The 21365-nt window shown below is 42.2% G+C and carries 12 protein-coding genes; 8 read left to right on the top strand and 4 right to left on the bottom strand.

Translation table 11 applies throughout. The annotated features are described in order from the left end of the window. Positions 1-593 precede the first annotated feature (593 nt). The 5 genes from C8D84_RS03680 (at position 594) to C8D84_RS03700 (ending at position 12011) form a co-directional block, all read left to right on the top strand. A complete protein-coding gene (locus tag C8D84_RS03680) occupies positions 594-2636 on the top strand; it encodes a hypothetical protein (RefSeq protein WP_109590154.1) in 2043 nt (680 codons plus the stop codon). Positions 2637-2909: 273 nt separating this feature from the next. After that, positions 2910-3374, top strand: a complete 465-nt coding sequence (locus C8D84_RS03685; protein WP_060490843.1) for a hypothetical protein — start codon at positions 2910-2912, stop codon at positions 3372-3374. A 51-nt stretch (positions 3375-3425) separates the two neighbouring features. Next, positions 3426-5573: a hypothetical protein gene (locus C8D84_RS03690; protein WP_109590156.1), complete on the top strand. Its 2148-nt coding sequence runs from the start codon at positions 3426-3428 to the stop codon at positions 5571-5573. A gap of 164 nt (positions 5574-5737) precedes the next feature. Further along, entirely contained in the window at positions 5738-11071 is a 5334-nt protein-coding gene (locus tag C8D84_RS03695) for an SdrD B-like domain-containing protein (protein ID WP_109590158.1), read from the top strand. Positions 11072-11237: 166 nt separating this feature from the next. Next, entirely contained in the window at positions 11238-12011 is a 774-nt protein-coding gene (locus C8D84_RS03700; protein ID WP_109590160.1) for a hypothetical protein, read from the top strand. Positions 12012-12152: 141 nt separating this feature from the next. Here C8D84_RS03700 and C8D84_RS03705 read toward each other — a convergent pair whose 3' ends face one another. The 4 genes from C8D84_RS03705 to glpK all read right to left on the bottom strand — a co-directional run bounded on the left by C8D84_RS03705 (position 12153) and on the right by glpK (position 16732). Continuing rightward, positions 12153-12845 carry a TetR/AcrR family transcriptional regulator gene (locus C8D84_RS03705; RefSeq protein ID WP_055124242.1) on the bottom strand — a complete coding sequence of 231 codons (693 nt, stop codon included), beginning with the start codon at positions 12843-12845 and terminating at the stop codon, positions 12153-12155. Between the two features lie 238 nt (positions 12846-13083). Beyond that, entirely contained in the window at positions 13084-14112 is a 1029-nt protein-coding gene (locus C8D84_RS03710; RefSeq protein WP_109590162.1) for an endonuclease/exonuclease/phosphatase family protein, read from the bottom strand. A gap of 248 nt (positions 14113-14360) precedes the next feature. Then, complete coding sequence (locus C8D84_RS03715) at positions 14361-14873, bottom strand: hypothetical protein (RefSeq protein ID WP_045446919.1); 513 nt, start codon at positions 14871-14873, stop codon at positions 14361-14363. Positions 14874-15139: 266 nt separating this feature from the next. Further along, positions 15140-16732 carry a glycerol kinase GlpK gene (gene glpK / locus C8D84_RS03720; RefSeq protein WP_109590164.1) on the bottom strand — a complete coding sequence of 531 codons (1593 nt, stop codon included), beginning with the start codon at positions 16730-16732 and terminating at the stop codon, positions 15140-15142. 622 nt (positions 16733-17354) lie between these two features. Here glpK and C8D84_RS03725 point away from each other — a divergent pair. From C8D84_RS03725 to C8D84_RS03735, 3 genes are all read left to right on the top strand, one after another. Beyond that, positions 17355-19052 (top strand): TolC family protein, encoded by a 1698-nt coding sequence (locus C8D84_RS03725; protein WP_109590166.1) that lies wholly within the window; start codon positions 17355-17357, stop codon positions 19050-19052. Positions 19053-19262: 210 nt separating this feature from the next. Beyond that, on the top strand, positions 19263-20129 hold the full coding sequence (locus C8D84_RS03730; RefSeq protein ID WP_109590168.1) for a YihY/virulence factor BrkB family protein: 867 nt from the start codon (positions 19263-19265) through the stop codon (positions 20127-20129). A gap of 48 nt (positions 20130-20177) precedes the next feature. After that, positions 20178-21362, top strand: a complete 1185-nt coding sequence (locus C8D84_RS03735) for an HlyD family secretion protein (RefSeq protein ID WP_109590170.1) — start codon at positions 20178-20180, stop codon at positions 21360-21362. Positions 21363-21365: the final 3 nt, after the last annotated feature.

Here is a 21365-nt window from a genome sequence, read left to right on the forward strand (position 1 = left end):
CGAAGACAGGATATTATTAAATCAAAGTGTTACTTCAATATTGTCGTGCGGGAATAATTTTCTCAATGACTTCCTTGTTAATTTTAAGAAGTGAGATTTATAGTAGGGTGCGGTTATGCAGCAGTATTTGACCGACTCATAATCTGGAGCAGCCTCACATAGCCAAAATAAAAACAGCGCTACTATCTATCGCATATGAACTGAGTATTTAAAAGTGGTTAGATAATAAAATGCTAACCCAACTTTTATAGTCAATTATCAAATGATAATAACTCTTTATTATAGGCTCTTATGCTGCTGTTGTTTATAGCTGTAAAGAAATGGTGATATGACAAGTATTTTTGAAATAAATAATCATTAGTTTTTTTAGAAATGTTTCAAAGAAATATAAGGATTATTTGCTAACAAGCTAACATCTATAACCAGATACTGTAGCTGGTCATGAAATATCTGCCATTCATCCATTTCGTAGGACTTTTACGAAATTATTGCTTAATATGTTAAGTTACGTAACCTATACAGTTTTTGATGACTTTTAAATTTAGCTTCTTGGTAAATGTTCACGGCAAGTTTTAGCTTAGAGGGATAGTGATATGCGCAAATTTAAATTTTTTTCACATTTAGCCTTTTATAATTTATTTTATAATCCTAGAAATAAACTGAATATGCTAAGTGGTGTAACGCTACTACTTATCAGTACTGGGGTCTATAGCGCGGACAATCCTTTTGAAACGACAGCAGACTTTACCGCAGCCAGTTGTCCGAGCGGGCATAAGATGTATTATATGGGTGCCAATGCTCCTGCTTCTACTCCAGCCAACCCTGTGGCTAAGCAAACGCTGAGTTGGGGGAGCGCGGGAACCACTGATAGAAGCATTATATTTGAAGAAAGCTCTGGTAATAAAACATTTAAAATCCAATTTTCGGGGTTAAAAGATTTAAATAATGATGTTGACAAACCCCCATTTTTTGGTCCTAACAGGGGTGTTACCTCCAGTGCTATCAATTTGGAACATAACTCACCAGTATCAAACCTCTCTAGAACTAACCATATTTTAGATGTCACCGTCGACCGTAATGTCAGTAAAATAGGGTATAAAATTCAGGATTTGGACTCTACTACTGTTCGTAACGGTCAGGTGCCTTATATAGAACAAGCAGATGTCTCACTTTCAGGGGGACAACTAACCTCTTTCCCTGCTTACCACGATATTAATAACGATAAAAATATTGTAACTGCATTGAGGGGGCGCAACTGTGATATTGATGCTTGTACCATTAGCGCGACTTGGCCTTATAAGATTGCGAATACTGCTGTTAACCTAAAGCATAACAACTTTTTAAGTGAAAATAATAGCGTACATGCTATCGGCTACTCAGACTTTTATTTTTGTCTAGCACCACCGAAACTCATTGTGAAAAAGGTATTAACTGGTACTCGTTTTAACGACAGTGATACTAAGCGTGACCAATTCAATATTAAAGTAGCTGGTGGAAAATTAACTCCTGATAGTCAAGGCTCTACAGCGTCTTTTACAACAACAGGGGCAGGTTCGACCATAACTAATGGAAGCACTGTTACCCCATTGGAATTAGCCCCAAATATAACCTATACCATATCTGAGAATATAATAAATGGTAATGTTAGTAACTACAATACTAGCTATGTCTGTAGCAATGCAACGACTGGTAGCAACTCAAGCACGCCTTCTGGAAACACAAGCTCTTTTACGTTATCAAACTTAAATTATGGTGACGAGGTTACTTGCATTATTACCAACACACCAAAATCTTATAGCTTTTCAGGCATCGTGTTTAACGACAATGGTAAAATCATAAACCCCACTAAAGACGATGTATCCGATAAATATCTAAATAACAATCTTTACTTCAACGGTAAATACGATTCGTCAAATGAATTGGGAATTCCATTCACTTCAGGTCATACTATCACCTTAAATAAATGTACGGGTGATACGAGTACATTTACACCTCAAACTGTCAATATCAATCCTGATGGAACCTATAGTTTCACTCTGACACCTGCACAGCTTGGAAGCAATACGAGGCTCTGTGCTACTCAGAATGAACCTAATAATTACACATACTCTGTTGACACTACGAGCAATGTGCGACAAATAAATATTGCGACTGATACATTTAACTATCCTGATAATAACTTTGGTGATGTTATTCAAGATAATGCAGCTTTAGTGCTCTTCAAGAGTCAATATACTCACAACTGTAGCTTGACCGACCTCACGACCATTAATGTTAATTATACGGGTAGCGCCAGTACTGCTTATAGTATAAATTCCATATCTGACATCATACCAGGACAATGTATCGCTTATAGGATTGAAGCGGTTAACCGTGGTAATGTGCCTTTGACAGATATCATTATTAGAGACATCTTACAGAAAAAAGGAGAAAATGGTGCTCTTGTAACGTCTACTTTAGCCACGCCTACACCTATCGGAGAAAACAGCGGTGTACCTTCTTTTTCTAATAGTTCAGTATCGATTGGTAATAATGGTCAAGTGCTAACTAATGGCTTCCCGCTAGGAATTACTAGCTCCGATCGCCGTCGAGCTATTCGCTTCAACACCAAATACGGCACTACTGTGAATCCTTAGTAACTATTCCCCCTTGCTATATTATCAACTCTAAAGACTATTTTTTACTGACAAAAGCCCTATCTCTATAGATAGGGCTTTTACCGTTTGTGTACTCCAAAATACCATTTGTCGTTTTTGTGGTGAATATTTGTATTGTTTGCGTGACAATCATATTAAGGAACAATTCTAACTTTATCAGCATCTCTTATTCATAGTTGATTGCAGTTTTTACATTGCATGGGACGAAGTCAAGATTGACTTGATAATAATGGTTTAAGCAAGGAATACGATATGAAAGGTTTTAATTTTTTACGCAGTGCCATATTAGCAAGCTTAGCGTCGGTAATAGCACTAAGTGCTGCTCACGCCAATGATGCCTTAAAAATGGATTTAACAGCCAATCAAGTCACCAAAAACGCTGAAGGTAAGATCTCTTATCTACCAGTTCGTAATGCTCCAGCGGGTACGGTCATTCAGTACAAGGCAACATACAGCAATATTATTAACAAAGATATCCAAGATCTGGCTGTCGTATTGCCTATCCCTGCCAATATGGCTTTCACTGGTGAAGCTAACCCTACCAGTGCTCAAGCCAGTATCGATGGCAAGAACTATGCCGATATGCCACTGATGCGTAAAGTCGATGGCAAAATGGTCAAAATTCCGTTTTCTGAATACCGTACCCTGCGCTGGAATATCAAGTTATTACCAGCACAGAAGTCTGCCGCCGTGGCACTCAACACGATCGTCAACTAGACCTCTCCTTCAACTCACAAAATCTTGCTCTTCTAATTTTAGGATATCTATATGAAATCAAATAATTTTAATTATAGCCTGTTAGCCGTTGGTGTTGCTGCGGTAATGGGTATCTCTACTGGGGCTATGGCAAAAACCACACAGTCTCTTGGCGGTGAAGCAACTATCAATAACGTAGCAAGCGCAACATACAAAGTAGGCGAAATTGATCAAAAAGAAGTAAAATCTAATCAAGTTACTATAACAGTAACAGAAACAGCTGCTTTTTCTCTTGTAGCTACTATTAAAGATGCTGCCTTAGCAACCGGAGCAGTGAATGATGATGATAAAAACGAAGGCTTAAAAGTAACGCCTAATGGCTTTGTAGCTTTCAACCATACTTTGACTAACTCAGGTAACTTTACAGATAAATATACTATGACCTTAGCTCAAAATGGGGCTACAGGAGATATTCCAGCTACACCTACTGACGATAAAAATTATGACTTTAGTAAAACAACAGTAAGTTACAAGATATTCAATACGGGTGGTGGCACAGCTGTTACAACAGTAACAGACCAACCTTTTTCAACCTTTAACGCTAACAAGATTGAGCTACAAGCTGGTCAGTATGCGGAAATCGTCGTTAATGCTAAAACGAAAGATAACAAAGGCGCAGATAAGCAAAACTTAACATTAACTGCTGTTAGTGATTACTTAGCTACTGCTGCTCCAACTAAGAAATCTTTAACCAACTTTGACTATTCTAATACCGTATTACCAGTCTTTAGCATTGTAAAGTCAGTAACAGGTACGATTAATAAGCAAGACAATACTTCTAAAGCCACTTATAAAATCGTTGTTACTAACAGTCAAACAGCCTATTCTGCGGCTGCAACTAATGCAACTATCATTGATAACCTACCTTTAGGTCTTAAACTTGTACCAGGCACAGTTAAATCAGATGTTGGCACAGTAGTAGAGAATACTCAAGGCGCTGGTACAGTAGGGTCTGGTGTTCTAGATGGCTTTGTGGTCACTGGTGTGAACTTAGCAGTTAATGCCAAAGTTACTATTACATTTGAGGTACAACAAGATACTACTGAGACTCTAGCTAAAAGTACCGTTAACCATGCGAGTGTTAAAGATGACTTAGATGAAGATGCAAGTACTATTGATGATATCGTAACTGATAGTACAGACTCTGAAGTTGGTGCACAGAACACTGGTACTTTCTATCCTACAGCAGGTGATTCTGAAGTTCAGGATGGCAGTACTCCGGCTACAGCTGGCGGCGATTCAACAGCACCGTTGACATCTAACGAGCGTGGGCTAACCTTAACTGGAGCAACGACTAAAGAAGTCCCAAACACTACGTCTACTAGTCCAACTAATACGCAAGCCAAGCATGAAACTATCATTACCAACACTGGTAAAGAGACTGAAGGTGATACTGCTGGCGAAGTGAAATTTAAAATTGTGGACAATGCTGGTAGTGCTGCTGTAAACCTTACAACACCTGTCACTATAACTTACAAACCAAAAAATGGTACCGCTCAGGATTTTACATTCCCTAACGCTCCTGCAGATGGCATATATGATCTTAAGAATGCTGTAAATGGAACTACTCCGTTCCCAGGTATGGCTTCTGAAAGTACTGTAACTATAAAATATGAAGTTTCATCAACAAATGCGCCAAGTGCTTCAAATGAAGCTAATTCTCCAGCAGCTGCGAGCGAAACTACTACAGTAACCTTGATTCCAGGTGGTACTGATGCGCCTACAACAGGTGGTTTCGTAATTACTGATACAACCAACGTTAAAGGCTTAAAGCTACTAAAACAGCAAGCCATAGATACAAACTGTAATGGTACTCTAGATGGTAGTGAATCAATGGGTATTGCTACTCTGTTAGCTACCCCTAATCAATGTGTTATCTATCGTATAACAGCTGAAAACACTTTCTCAGCTAAACCAGTAGGTTTTGATATCACAGATGTTACCATTTCAGATTTGTTATCTAGATTCTCAAATAGTGCTGACTACAAAAATGACGGTACCATTTCGGTTTCTAGTACAAACTCTACAGCAGGCAGCGTAACTAACACTGGTACTGCTATCGAAGCTGGAGTAACTAAACTTGCCCCTACTGACACTGCAACCCTGCAATTCTCAGTTAAAATCAAGGCTAATGCTACAACAGTAACGCCAAAACCTTAAAAGTTAATGAGGAAAGTAAAGATACTACTTTACCTATATTCAAAACTTACAAGCATCAAACGATGCTTGTAGGACTCCTCTAGCTTGACCTAATTCTTTTATATTAGCCAAGCTAGAGAATCTCTACCCTTACCCTCACTGATATTTTATTGGATAAGCGACATATGACTCTATCTACCATGACACCGTCTAATCGTACTGCATTGTGTTCAGCGAAGATCTCTGCGCTGTCATTGGCAATGTTGCTTATGCAATCAAATATCGCGATTGCAGCTGATGCAGCAAACCCTAATCTGCAAATCATCAACAATATTGCAAACGCTAGCTATAACCTTGGCAATCAAAATGAGGTCACAATATCTAGCACCTCAAACCAAGTACAAGTCAAAGCCTCAGACCTTCCTGAATACGGTATTGAACTCACTCAACAGCCGTTACTCACCGTTATGCCTAACGCCTTGGTCAACTGGGTAAACGTCCTAAGCAATACCAGCTATAGCAACCAGACTGTTGAGCTAACATTGGCTGTATCGCCAACGCTCTCAAACTTAAAAGTCTATCAAGATCTAAATAGAAACGGCGTCGTTGATAATGGTGATACTGAAGTTATTTTCGATAATTTAAGCGCACAAATCAAACTTGGACACAGTGAAAGTATCCAGTTTATCGTGCAAGCTTTATCAGATGTTAACGGCAAAAGTGGCGATACTGCAGATATTAAAATTGGCGCTGTCGTTCTAGAAGACCCATCCGTATCGAGTGTCAACGTGACTGATAGACTGATCATCGTTGAGCCTGAAATCAAATTTACAACTCCTAAGTTTGACGAAAACAAAACCACCTCACAAATCGATGAAAACGTCTATATCGATGCCAGCTATGCGCAGTGTAACGTTCAGCTAGATAAGCCAGATCAAGTATGGGTCACGATTACCTCTTTGTTGACGGGTGACAAATACGCATTGAAAGCGATTGAGACGGGCAATAGTACTGGTAAATACCAGCTATCAGCACCAACACAAAACAATGCCAACGCTGTCAATGACAAATTTATTCAGACTCTAGCAAATGATACGTTGACTGCAAGTCTAGATGCCTGTATCGCGCCTTCTGTCGGCACTGGCGCTGAGCAGCTACCAAGCGAAGGTGACTTCACCGTACGTATCGATGACTTAGATACACAAATCAATATCGTCGATGATAGCCCAAGCTTAGTCGTCACCAAAGAAAGCGACGTTAAAAGCGCTGAATTTGGTGATTATGTTAGCTACACCATCAATATCACCAATAGTGGCAACTCTACCGCTTACGATGTACAACTAAAAGATGCCCTACCACGTGGTTTTGCTTATGTCGATGGTAGTGTACGTATCAACCAAACTGCTGATATCAGTATCGACCAAGCGCAAACCACTGAATTTAAAGCTGATGGTAAATATCAGGTGCTAAATTTAGGTAATATGGCAAATGGCGAAAGTAAAAAAATCACGTATCGTGTCTTAATCGGTGCTTCATCATTAGGCGGTGATGGCATCAACCGCGCGACTGCCGTTGCTAGCAATGAACAAGGTAAAAGCTTAGTTTCAAGAGAAGCACAGTGGAAGATTGAAGTAGAGCGCGGCGTCATGAATACTGATGGCATCATCATGGGTAAGGTCTACCACGATATCAACCGTGACGGCATTCAACAAAAAGAAGATGGCGAACTTGGCGTTGCAGGCGTGCGTATCTACATGGAAAACGGTAACTTTGTCGTGACTGATCCTGAAGGTAAATATAACTTTTATGGTGTCAGTGCCAAAACTCACGTCTTAAAAGTTGACCGCACCACCATCCCTCACTCAACCGAGATGGTCACCCAAAGTAATCGCAATGCGGGCGATGCGGGCAGCCGTTTCGTTGACTTAAAATATGGCGAATTACATCGTGCCGATTTCGGTATCGTGGTCGGTATGGGCGATAGCACTGAGCGTTTGAATACAGAGCTTGTCGCTCGTAGCAAATCAGTAAGCGCTAAGAATGATAGCCTTGAGCAAGCAGTAAAAACCGAGCTAACCTTAGATCCTGACTACAATCGTGACTACGATGATAATGTAGACGCCAGTGGCTGCAACATCAATGGCGACTTAGATCTGGGCAGCAACTGTGACTCTGCTATCGTCAATGAGATGATCAGCCCAGCCGCCAATCGTGTTGATATGACCGTAACTACGGTAGCACCGCCAGTAGAAAAAGAGCTGGAAGAATATCTCAAAGAAGTGGCTAACAATGACGTGGCTTTTATCAATTTAAACGAAGGTCAACAGCTCAGCACTTATAAACAAATGGTACAGGTGCAAGCGCCACTGGGTTCAATATTTACACTATATGCCAATGGAAAAGCAGTATCAGAACAACAAATCGGCAAAACTGCTGAGCAAGAAAAACAGAATGTGACTGCCTTTGATTACTATGCCGTCGACTTAAAACGCGGCAACAATATCTTGCGCGGTGTCGCTACTGACGTGAATGGCAAAATTATCTCTGAGCAAACCATTAAAGTATCAACGCCAGACAGTTTACAAGCCATTGACTATCGCACTCAAGCGCAGCTAGTACCGGCAGATGGCGTTAGCGATTATCAAGTCGTTATTAGCCTAAAAGACCGTGATGGCCGTCCTTATATCGCCTCAACACCTATCACTATCGATACCAATATCGGCCGTATCAATCTTAATGACAGCAGTAAAGATCAAGCTGGTACGCAAGTTATTGTCTCAGGTGGTGAGCTACTCATACCCGTGACTGCACCAAGTGTACCGGGTAAAGGTGAGTTGGTCATCGACACTGGTAGCAGTAAACAGATTATCCCGTTACAGTTTACCGCGCAATTACGTCCTCTCATTGCCGTCGGCATCGTCGAAGGCGCGATCTCACTTAAAGACTTTGATGGCAGCAGCATTACTGACGCCCAAGGCGCTTTTGAGCAAGAGCTCAATGATTTCGCTGGTAACGATGACTATACCGCTTCTGGTCGCGCCGCGATGTTTCTTAAAGGCAAAGTACGTGGCGATTATTTGCTCACTTTGGCTTATGACAGCGACAAAAAAGGCGAGCGTCTGTTCCGTGATATCGAGCCTGGTGAATACTATCCTGTCTATGGTGATTCATCAGCCAAGGGCTTTGATGCGCAATCTACCAGCAAACTCTATGTGCGCTTGGACAAGGGCCGCTCATTTGCTATGTATGGCGACTTAAAAACTCAAATCGATAACGATGAAGGTATTAAATTAGGTCAATATAACCGTACGTTGACTGGCCTAAAAGCCCAATATGAAGATAGCAATACTCGCATTACCGCCTTTGTCGCGGAGACCAGTTCCAGCCAACGCGTCAATGAGACTCGTGGTCTTGGTATCTCAGGCCCTTATCCATTGGCTGAAAACTTTGATGCCGTATTAGAAAACTCAGAAACTGTCGAAGTGATCACTCGTGACGCCAACAATCCAGGCTTGATCATTAGCCGTGAGACCCTTACCCGCTTTGCCGATTATGAAATTGACCCTATCAGCCGTAGCTTATTTTTAAAAGCCCCTATCGCTAGCCAAGACATCGATGGCAACCCTATTTATCTACGAGTCACTGTAGAAGTAGATGAAGGTGGCGAAAAATACTTGGTCGGTGGCATTGCTGCCAAGCAGCAGTTGACTGATAAAGTTGCCATCGGTGGTAGCTATGTCAACAGTGATGACCCTCTTAACAAAGAAGAGCTGGCCAGTGTTAACAGCGTTATCAAGTTTAACGATAAACTAAAACTGGTTGCTGAATACGCGATGAATAAAGCTGAGAATCCAAATTTTCAGCCAAGCAATCAAATTAATGCGACAGAATTAGACGGTCAGGACGCAGAAGGTAATGCCTTGCGTATCGAGCTTGACTTTGATAACAAGAAAAACACTCGTGCCAAAGCTTATTATAACGATACTGACGAAGGTTTCGTGACTGGTGCCTCGCCGCAGACTGCTGGGCGCGCTGAATCGGGCGTCGAAGTCACTCATTTAATTAATGACAAAAAGACCGCGCTAAAACTAGAAGGCGTACGCACTAAAGATCATACCACTGATGCTAGCCGCCAAGGTGTCTTAGCCAGTATTGAACAGCGTTTGAGCACCAACATCGTTGGCGAGATTGGCTTACGTTATTATAAGCAAGATGCGACGGCAGCTTCACGCAATATCCAAGCGGTAACAGACGTCGTAGATGTGACTGATAACACTCTCTTTAATGACGATATTATCAATCAATCGGCGCTAAATAATGTCAGTGATTCTGAAAAAGATATTGAAGGTACTACCGCCCGCGCTCGTATCACGGCACGGTTACCAAAGCTCAATGACTCTTTAGTTTTTGCAGAATATGAGCAAGATATTGATAACAGTAATCGTAATGCCACCTCCATCGGAGGCGAGACGCCGCTAGGTGGTTTAGGCCGCCTATACGCCCGTCATGACTTGATCAACAGTCTATCTGGTAGCTATGGTCTTGATGACACTGAAGAACGTCAGCGTACCGTATTTGGTTTTGATGCCGCTTATATGAAAGATGGCAAAGTCTATAGCGAATATCGCATGAGTGACGCCATTAGTGCTCGCGAAGCTGAAGCTGCTATCGGTCTAAAAAACAAGTGGTATGTTCAAGAAGGTCTGACTTTAAACACCTTATTTGAGCGTGTTGAATCATTAGAGGGCGATACCGAAAATACCGCAACGGCAGCTGGCATTGGTGTAGAGTATCTTGCGAAAGAAGATTACAAAGCCTCGGCGCGTTTTGAGAAGCGTTGGGGTGAGACCAGTGACACATTGCTAGGTAGCGCTGGTATTGCTTATCGCTATACCGACGATGTAACTCTGTTGGCCAAAGACATCTACTCGCGCGTCGATTATGACGATGGCAATCGCACGATTAATCGCTTCCAGCTAGGAGCTGCCTATCGTGATTATGATAGCAATCAGTTAGACATGTTAGCCAAGCTTGAGTATCGCTTAGATGATAACAGTACTGGCGATGACGCCTATCAAAAAGATGCCGTTATTTGGTCATTGAGTGGTAACTATCATCCAACGCGTCCGTTGACGTTATCAGGCCGTTACGCGGGTAAATATACTCAGTTTGATGCTGATAATATCAGTAGCGACAATACAGCCCATGCGCTTTATGCTCGCGGTCTATATGACATCAGTGAGCGCTGGGATGTGGGTTTGCAAGCAGGCACTTATTGGAACAAACAAGCAGATGATATGTCTTATATGCTCGGTGCGGAAGTGGGCTATAGCCCGATGACCAATCTTTGGTTGTCACTAGGTTATAACTTTATGGGCTTTGAGGATGAAGACATCGCTTATGACGATAGCACTATGGAAGGCGCTTACTTTAGATTACGTTTCAAGTTTGACGAAGACCTATTCAAACGTGATGATCCACGTAAGAACCAGCGTTTGACGACTCATTCTACATTGTAATTTATCCCCATTGTCGTGTTATCATCTGACGACAATGCGGGCGTTATCGCGCTGTTCATCATATTATATGACAGATATATTTTAATAAGCGATGAGATCAGCGCCGAAAACCGCAAGTACCAATACTAATATTGATACTGATCCGCTTAATATGAGGTTTTGCATCATGCCTAATCCTGCCAACAAAGCAGCCCATTATAAACAGCCTATAAAAGCTTTATTATCAACCGCTTTCTTCCTGACAATGACCTCGGTTGCATCGGCGAGTCATCATACGCCTAAAGTGGCAGTAACCCATGACGCTACTCACTGTGCCAATGATGTTCAAACTCAGTCTCACCACCCAAAATACCAAAGTACGCGCCAACGTGCTATGAACTGTATGTTGACAGAGTTACAAGCGTATCAACAAGAAAACATGAGCGCACGTCAACAATACTTTGCCTATAAAGCTCAGGCTTGGCTCAACTATGCCCTCCATCAAGACAGCATGAATAGTCGTTCACCTGCTGGACAGCAAGCAGCACAGGCAGCAGAGACGATTTTGACTACCTTAAAAAATGGCAAGGAACAAGATCTCAACCTTATTCAAGACATACCATCAAACTCTGCTCTCATGCGCCCCGATCTATGGGCAACCTTAAGCGCGCTAAAAGATAGCGGTGGTATCGAGTCAGCACCACGAGAGATAGCCTTCAGCGAGGTCGCTTTAATTTGGGCTGCTACGAACCAGTGCGAGCGCGGCTGGCGGGAATCAGGCATCCATTTTCGCATGGCAGATCGTTGGCTTGAACAAGCCCGCGAAGCATACGTCAATACCCATGATTCACAGACCAACGTCGCTTTGGAAGAGCTGATCGTCAGCTATTATAAGCAATATGAGACATTAGATGCGAGTACTGATAGTTGCCGTGGGCAAGTATTAACGCCTATCCGTTAAGTCTATTACTACCACTGCTCATCAAGGCAGTAAATACAAAAAAGCCGACATCATATGTCGGCTTTTTTGTATTTACTTAACAGATATTAGAGCATGTTAACCATGCCCTAACGTCTATACATCATCTAAATAGCGAAAAAACTAGCGATTCTTACGCGGTAGCTTTTCTGGTAGATAGCAACGCAAATAAGCGATAAACGCAGTGTTTGCTTCTTGAATATATTCATTGGTAATGCTTTGATGACGACGATAAGACAATGTGAATATCGCATTGATAATGCTATAAGCAATCAATAGCGTGTCTTGAATATCGTGGAAACTCGGCATCTCATAGCGCTCTGATAAACGCTTATAAACCAAATCAACGATTTGATGATCGATATCTTCACCAAAACTATCACCTTCAAAATCAGGCGTGTTCGTGTCATAAATGAGCTTAGCTTTGGTTTCATCGTTATGGAATATCGTCACACAATTATCAATAAGTGCCGTCAAATAGCCCTGCCATCTGTCATAATTACCAATATCGACTGTTTCTACTATTTCTAATATTTCGATAGCATTCAAAAAACGCAATGCTAAAAATATCGCTTCGATGTTAGGAAAAAAGTGATAAGCAGAAGCTCTTGGAATGCCTGCTTCTTCACATACAGCCGCCAAAGTAATGTCATTGATAGGTTGTGTTTCACTTAGCTTCTTGGCACCAGCCAAAAGTTTTTGACGGCGCGCACGGCCTTGTTGGCTGGTAAACTTAAACTTATTCGGGACCAGTTTTTTTGCCAGTTCCGAATCTACCAACACATCTTCAATCTTTTCGTCTTTATTTTCGCTCATCATAAGTCTCTTAATGTTACACCCTATTTTATAAATATAATCTTCAATAGATAGTATTCGCCCTAAATTGAAGAATTACATCCTATTAGCTAATAATGTAGCACTGATATTAGCGCTACTATGTCTAATGGAGAGGCATCATAAACGCTTGTACACTATCAAGCAAGGGAGATAAATGGGTTAAAAATTAATGTATAGGTCAACCATTTAATAGCGTTAACCACGTAATGTAAAAAATTTAATCTTTGAGTTTAATTTTCGCTCTTATAATACCATGATCGATGACTCTATCTGCATAGTCCCACTTTAAATGGTCATTGAAATAGTCTACTCTTTCAACCTGACCCAGTGAAAACTTGCTATCCGGAAGAAACTCTTCTGAAACAAATAATTGATCAATCACTTCTGGCATACCTTGATATATATGGGTATATGCCACATCTTTCATCCAACCATAGCGTGCTTGGATACGCGCAGCATCGAATAATGCAACATCGCGCATGCCTTTGTCATAATTAACTTCACCAGTCTCAGCCATCAATTGGGTGGTGACGCTACCGGTGACATCGTTCATATCACCTAACAAAATCAATGGCTCACGAGTATGACGTAAGCGTTCTATAATAGACATGCGAATAGAAGCTGCTTCTGCGGCGCGCATACATAAGCTACGGAGCTTGGCACGGACTCGAATATTTGGATCGTCCATGTCTTCTAACAAATTGCCACTTTCATCACGCAAGAAAAATGCTCGTTTACTTTTTAGATGCGCCGTAATAATCGTTATCGGTTGACCAAAGGCATCGACCCGCACTAGTAATGGTGGACGATTAAAGCGCTGGTAAGGACCAATATCAGGAATATCAATCACCGCTTTTGGTGCAATATCTTCAAGCAAGCGGCTTTCTAATTGCTCAAAACGGCTAATAATACCAACAGCAGGAGTGTTTTGTGCCCCTTTGCCATGGGTATAAGGGCTTGAACGGTCGTTACTTGCCAATGGAACAACGACATGCTCGGGCTTAAATCCCAACGACACCGCCAATGCTTCAAGCGCATTACTATCCCAGACTTCTTGTACCGCAATAATATCAGCATGAGCTTTTGCTAATAAATCAGTGATGCCGCTTAGCTTGTGCTCATATTCATCGTTACTGTAAGCTGGCGCATTGTCATAATAAATTCGGTTAGGGTTGGCAAAATTGAGCAAGTTGGCAGTGGCGATATAAAATTGTCTGGCGCTTTTAGCTTCCGCATTATTGTTCATAGATTACCTATTATTTTTATTCTAGAATATTGCTTCCAAAGATGATTGGCTGTTTAATATATTCATACTTAGTAATATACAGAAAAAAAGCCTCCAAAGAAATCTTTGAAGACTTTAAGATAGCATAAATTGAAAGTATTTAGTCTATCAGCAGACCCAAGTCTACAATCAGACTAAGCCCAGTGATAAGGTAGTAAGCTTATATACTGTCTACTTACTTAAATAAAATGTGCTGTTAGTTTCGCTTATTATGATACACGATTCCATGCGTCATACGATGCTTTGCGTGCTTCTTCCCACTCCATGCGTGATTCACCTTTTACTTCATGCCATGAGCGTTCTAATTCAGCTTCATGGTCTTCAAAACGTGCATCCGCAGGATAACGAGCACGGTTGGCGTACCCTACTGCATAAGCTGGATGTAGATCACGGTCGAAGTCATAACCTTCTTTGTAATAATCAACATTTGCATATTCTGCACGCCAGTAAGCTTCTTCACGTGTTGGATCAATCGCTTCTGCTGCTGCATGTCCTGCACCGCCACCAACGATAGCACCAATCGCACCGCCAATGAGTGTGCCAAGTGGTCCTGCCATTGTACCGATTGCTGCACCCGCTGCTGCGCCGCCAAGACCACCAATAGCTGTGCCTACTGGATGCGAACCTGGCTCACCTGTGATGATATCAGCATTCAGATCCTGCTTAGCTTCTTTTGACATATGCTTTACTTCACTGCGATCAATACCGTCATAGTTACTCATAATTTTATCCTTAAATTAATTTGTTATATTTTAGATTTATTAAGTGCTAAAAATTAGCGGTCTTACTCGAATCATGTGTTACTTGAGTCGCCTAAAGTATAGAAATTTATGGACAACAACAGATAGATAGGTTGTGTAAATTGTGTCCAGATTGCGATTGCCTTGCGTTACAGCCTGTATCTTTATAATGATTTTGTAGGACAGTGAAGCGTTTTAAGTAATTTTTCATTGAGTTGTTACAATATTCTAATGTGTCTGTTCAATACTTATAAGGATGTCAGCGCTCTATCGATGGCTCGTTGCCACTTATTAAGATGTTGTTCACGGATATCGCTGGACATCTGGGGTTCAAAAACACGATCGACTTGCCATGATGCTTGCATCGTCCCTCCATCATATAACCCCGTTTTTAACCCCGCGAGCAATGCTGCACCTTTGGCAGTGATTTCTGTATCTCTCGGACGCAGGACAGGCACATCGAGTAAATCAGCTTGAAACTGCATCAATAAGTCATTATTGGCTGCGCCGCCATCTACTCTTAGCTCAGTTAATGGATGAGGACTGTCTTTTTGCATGGCAATGAGCACATCATAAGTTTGATAGGCAACCGCCTCTAACGCAGCACGAGCAATATGGGCTTTAGTTGTGCCGCGGCTCATACCAGTAATACTCGCGCTGATATCGGAGCGCCAATAGGGTGCTCCTAGCCCTGTGAATGCAGGCAGTAACACCACCTCTTCACTACTATCAACTTGGCGGGCTAAATCCTCGACTTCACTGCTCTGTTGAATCATACCCAGATTATCCCGTAACCATTGGACAATAGCACCTGCCATAAACACACTACCCTCCAAGGCATAAGTGACTTCTTTTCTGGGTGGCTGCAACATGCGTTTGCCTGACTGTACAATTTGATCGAACGACAAATTGTCTGGACGAGTCGGTGTGGATTTTCGTTGCCAAGCGATTGTCGTTAGTAGTTTATGCTCGCTAAGTTTGGGTTTTTGACCAATATTCATCAGCATAAAACACCCAGTGCCATAAGTGTTTTTGGCCATGCCAGCATCGAGGCAGCCTTGTCCAAAAAGTGCTGCTTGCTGATCGCCCAATACCGCTTGAATAGGAATTTGTTTGGCAAATAGTCCTTTTTTGGTTTTACCAAAGTCACCATCAGATGGTAGGACTTTAGGCAAAATATTCATGGGTATCGCAAAACGGGCGCACAGCTCTTCTGACCACTCAAGCTTGTGGATATCATATAATAAAGTACGGGAAGCGTTGGTCACATCAATGACATGCTCGCCACCAGTTAGCTTATATATGAGCCAACTGTCTATAGTACCAACCGCTATTTCTCCTCTGCTAGCTCGTACGCTCAATTTCGGATTGTGCTCTAGTAACCAAGCGATCTTACTGGCGCTGAAATATGGATCTAACCGTAGCCCTGTAATGCGTTGCACTTCGCTTGCCACATCATCATGGCTATCATTCATCATGCCGCTGGCACCCTCAGCTGCAAGTGTTTTACAGTAGCTTGCCGTACGGCGATCTTGCCAAATGATGGCAGGAGCTAAAGGTTTACCCGTTTGCTTATCCCACATGACAATAGATTCACGCTGATTGGTGATCGCGATACTGGTGACGTCGGTAGCAAGCAGCCCTGCTTGATTAATCACATCATGAGCACAGCTAATCTGCGTTTGCCAAATTTGTTGCGCGTCTTGCTCGACAAATCCCGCTTTTGGGGTTTGTAAAGTGGTGGGCTGCTGTGCCATTTTTATCGGACGGGCACGATCATCGTACAATATCGCTCGACTCGATGTCGTCCCTTGATCCAAAGCCAAAATATATCCTGCCATTACTCACATCCTATTTTGTCGCATTCATTTTTTACAATCATATTTTATAGCCGAGTCTTTATTGATAGCACGTACTTTTTGCGAGCAACGCTTATCGCAATAGCCAGTTTTATTTACATTAGCACTGCGCCAATGAGCAACTGCCGACAGTTAAAATAAATGCCGTTCATTTTAATCTTGCTCAATGACATAAGGTGCTGAAATATAGCACACACCACTGTTATGTATAATTTATAAGCTGCTTTATAGTACAACAATCATCACTAACCATCATTATCGCTGAAAATTTTTAAAAGTGATCTAAAATCGATTTAAGTGCTAATGACTTGATAAACCTTTTATTATTAATTAACAAATGATGTTATTATTTGTCTTAACACCCGACCTCTAACATAAAATCATGGCTTATTCAACGCACAGTAAGCAAATACTGAGCATTGACCCGTCACCATTGTGCCACTACAGTGTAGCGCTTGTTATCCATAACAAAATACTAGCTTCTGTTAATGGTTGACCATATTGAACTGTTTTGACAGGGTTTGACCGTAACAATTGATATTTTTGATACTTTTTTGCCTGACCCTAAAATACTTTGCATTCTAATTAATGGCTTATGTGACTTATGAAATTTGCTTTATCGACTCTGTCTACTGCGGTGATGACGATTACGTTCATGGGTCTAGCGGCGCCTGCTTTGGCAAGCGCTACTGATCATAATATCGAGTCACCGAATGAGGTCACAGCCGTTGCAGTGACGCAAATTGTCGACGCTGACACTCAATACAGTACTCAAAGCACCATTCAAAAAAGTACTCAAAAAAATGAGATTCAAAATAAAAGGTCAACGATAGATACAGATATGGGTCAAGCTGAGCAAAAAACTGGCTTAACAACGCTTATCGATCCCATTACCCATAAAAGTATTGATAATAGTTATCCATTAGCAGTATCTAGCCTGTTAAGCCTTGAGCAAGCTCAAAATATTTTGTTGCAAGTGTCACCGAAACTGGCCGCCAATCAAGCAGCGATTGCAGCTAGTGAATATCAAACGGATGCGCTCAAAACTTTAGACAATCCATTGGTGTTTGCCCAACTATCAGCCAACGCTTACAACTTAGACGCGGATCTTGACTTATCATCATTGAAAAACGGTATTGTTAATGACGTTAACAATAGTGTCGATAATGTGATTCCGCCTATTCCACCGCTACCAGATTTGCCGAATTTTGGTGAATTGGTCGGTGAGCGTATCCCAGATTCTTATGAGTTAAAGCGCTCAGGCTCAACGGCTGGTGCAGGTCTGGGCGTGGTTTGGCCCATCTATACTGCTGGACGTGCCAACGCTTTGACAGGTGCTTCCAATGCCCGTACCCAAGAAGCCGTCGCAGACAGTCTATTGGATAAAAACGAGCTTTATAACACCCTGATTGAGCGTTACTTTAAGGCACAGCTGGCCATCATTGCCGCTTATTTACGCGAAGATGCTTATGATACCTTGCAGCAGACTGACCATATGGCGCAGCGGCTTTTTGAAGAAGGTTTTATCTCACGTGTTGATCGCTTAGAAGCACAATCTGCGCTTGCCGATGCAAAAAGTGAGTCCGTCAATGCCAATAACGATGCTCGTCTTGCGATGATGGCTTTACAGCGGCTATTACGTACCGACTATCGTATCAAACCCACGACACCGTTATTCGTCTCTAGCCGTCCTTTACCCGATGTAAACTATTTTCAGAATTTATCACTCACCAATCACCCAGGTCTACAAAAAGTCGCCGCCAAACGCGCACAAGCTGAGCAGCTACACGCGCTATCAGATACTGGTCACAAGCCTACCGTCATGCTCTATGGCTACGGACAAATTGAAAAAGACCCCAGTTGGGTAGCCGGTATATCAGCCAGCTGGAAGCTGTGGGGTGGTCTTGATAAAAATGCATCACTCGCATCGAGCAATGCCAAAATACGCCAAGCAGATCTGTCTGAAATCGAAGTGAGTGACAATTTATTATTACTGGTCGAAAAAAACTGGCACGATGTTAATAATGCCCAATCTCGCTATCAGGCATTACAAAGTAACGTAGATCTGGCCGCAGAAGTATTGCGTTTGCGCCAGTTGGGGCTACAAGAAGGTGTAAATACACCGATTGAGGTAGTCCAAGCACAAACGCAGTCGCTTAAAGCACGTACTGAACAAGCGCAAGCGGCGAACAGCTATGTACAATCGCTGGCCGCACTCATGCAAAGCTGTGGTACGCCTCTTGCCTTTAATGCCTATCTTAATGCTGCTGATATTCGATTACCGACTTTGTATACTGAGTAATGATTTAATTTGAAAAATATAGATAGTGTGGATAAGCGTTTATATAGTTGATTCGATTTGAAAGTATGACAAGGCAGCTGAGCGAAGATATATATTTGATACCTCAAGCGAGGTTAACGCCGCAATACTATTACAGTAGCCTGACCATACTAACTATCATGAAGCTGCCATTAACCATACTATTGCTAACTCTATTGTGAATACTGTTTTATGAAAAACCCGACTTCTAAATTAATAAGTAACTGGCTGCAGCCTTCATTAAAGACGTGGCGTATTGCGAACAACTCTAATGTTTGGGCACACTGCGCGAGCGTGGGATTTTTTGGTTTCTTATCAATTTTTCCAGTAATGGCGGTGTTTGTGCTGCTTTATGGTCTCGCGTTTTCACCAGCTGAGATGCAAGAGCAAATCTCGATTTTGCGTCCGTTTATACCTGATACGGTGTATGAAGTCCTCAATTCACGCCTAAGCGCATTGGTCTCTAATACCACATCCGCACTCACGTTCAGTCTTGTCTTATCGACCTTACTCGCCCTTTATGCTGGCTCTAAAGGTGTTAAATCTTTAATTATTCTTATCAATCTTGCCTTTCATATCACTCAAGAGCGAAGCTTCATACAAGGTAATATTTTAGCAGTCAGCTTAACCTTTGGCGCGGTAGTAATCTTGATTATAGCGGTCTCTTCTATTGCTATTATTCCTGTAGGGGCAGCCTATTTCCCCTTCCCGCAAATAGCTAAAACGATTGCGCTTTGGAGCAGGTGGCCTATATTGGCTGGTATCATATTTTTGAGCTTTTTAAGCCTCTATCGCCTAGCCCCAAACCGTGACGCCGTCGCGCTAAAAAAACTGGTGCCAGGAGCAGCTCTGGCGACCATTCTTTGGATTGTATTGTCTGTGCTATTTTCGATTTATGTGCAAAACTTTAATAACTATAGCGCTGAGTTTGGCGCGCTTTCAGCTGCCGTGGTCATTATGCTTTGGCTTTATTATTCAGCATTTATCGTCGCCTTTGGTGCGATTTTTAATTCTGAAGCCTTAGAAAGCGCCAAACCTTATGCTGTACGAATGTACTAATAACATACCCTTTATCCTCAATTTTGCTGCTTTAGGAATCTCACTGTCATGACTGAATCTACCAACGAATCAGACGACTCGCGCAAGTTAAACGACTCAGAGCAATCTACTGACTCAGTCAATAACCATAACGATCAAGCAACTGATGCTGAAAATGAGCAAGCAGTGCCTACTTATAAGCGCCATGCAGAAAAAGCGGATAAATCTGCCATGATAAAAAAGGCACTTCTGGCGCTATTGATTCTGATTGTATTAGGCGTTATTGCCTATGGTCTATATAAAAGCAATCAGCATAGCGAACCTGAAATCGTGACTTTGCAAGGGCAGATGCAGATGCAGCAAACCTCCATCGCTGCAAAAGTGCCGGGACGTATTGCCAAAATTCTGGTCACAGAAGGTGATGCAGTGACAGTCGGGCAACAGCTGATTGAAATGGACTCGCCTGAGATTAACGCAAAGATCAATCAGGCGCTGGCTGGCAAGCAAATGGCACAAAGTCAGTTAGATAAAGCCGAAAATGGCGCCCGTCCACAAGAGATCGCTCAAGCAAAAGCGGCATGGCAAGCCAACAAAGCTGCTTCTGATTTGGCAGAGAACACTTACCAGCGTGTCAACCGCCTTTATGAAGAAGGTCTTATGGCACGGCAAAAACGCGATGAGGCATATGCGCAATATCTGGCCACTCAAGATCAAACTGAAGCGGCGCGCTTACAATACGATTTGGCAAAAGAAGGCGCACGCAGTGAAGATAAATCAGCGGCGACAGCGCAAGTAGCACAAGTCGATGCCCAACTAGAAGAAGCACTCGTGGCAAAAGAAGAAGCCAACTTAAAAAGTCCTATTGCAGGCATTGTGGACAATGTCATTGTTAGCGCGGGTGAAGTCATCGGACAAGGCGTGCCTATCTTGACGTTGGTCAATACCGATGAGCAGTGGGTCGTACTTAATGTCACCGAATCCTACTTAAACCAGTTTGCGATTGGTCAGCAATTTACTGGTACGATTCCTGCGCTGTCATCAGCAAATAAGCCTTATACCAAACAGTTCACCGTTTATGCTACGTCAACATTGTCTGACTTTGCCACTTGGCGCCCGACCAATAATGATGACGGCTTCGATGTACGTACCTTTGAAGTAAAGGCACGTCCGACGACTCCTGATGCACGTATTCGCTCAGGTATGAGCGTTATTGTACGCGTCAATCCAGCACTTACTAATGCAAGCCAAGAGTAAGCC

Source organism: Psychrobacter immobilis (genome assembly GCF_003148585.1).
Lineage (GTDB): Bacteria > Pseudomonadota > Gammaproteobacteria > Pseudomonadales > Moraxellaceae > Psychrobacter > Psychrobacter immobilis.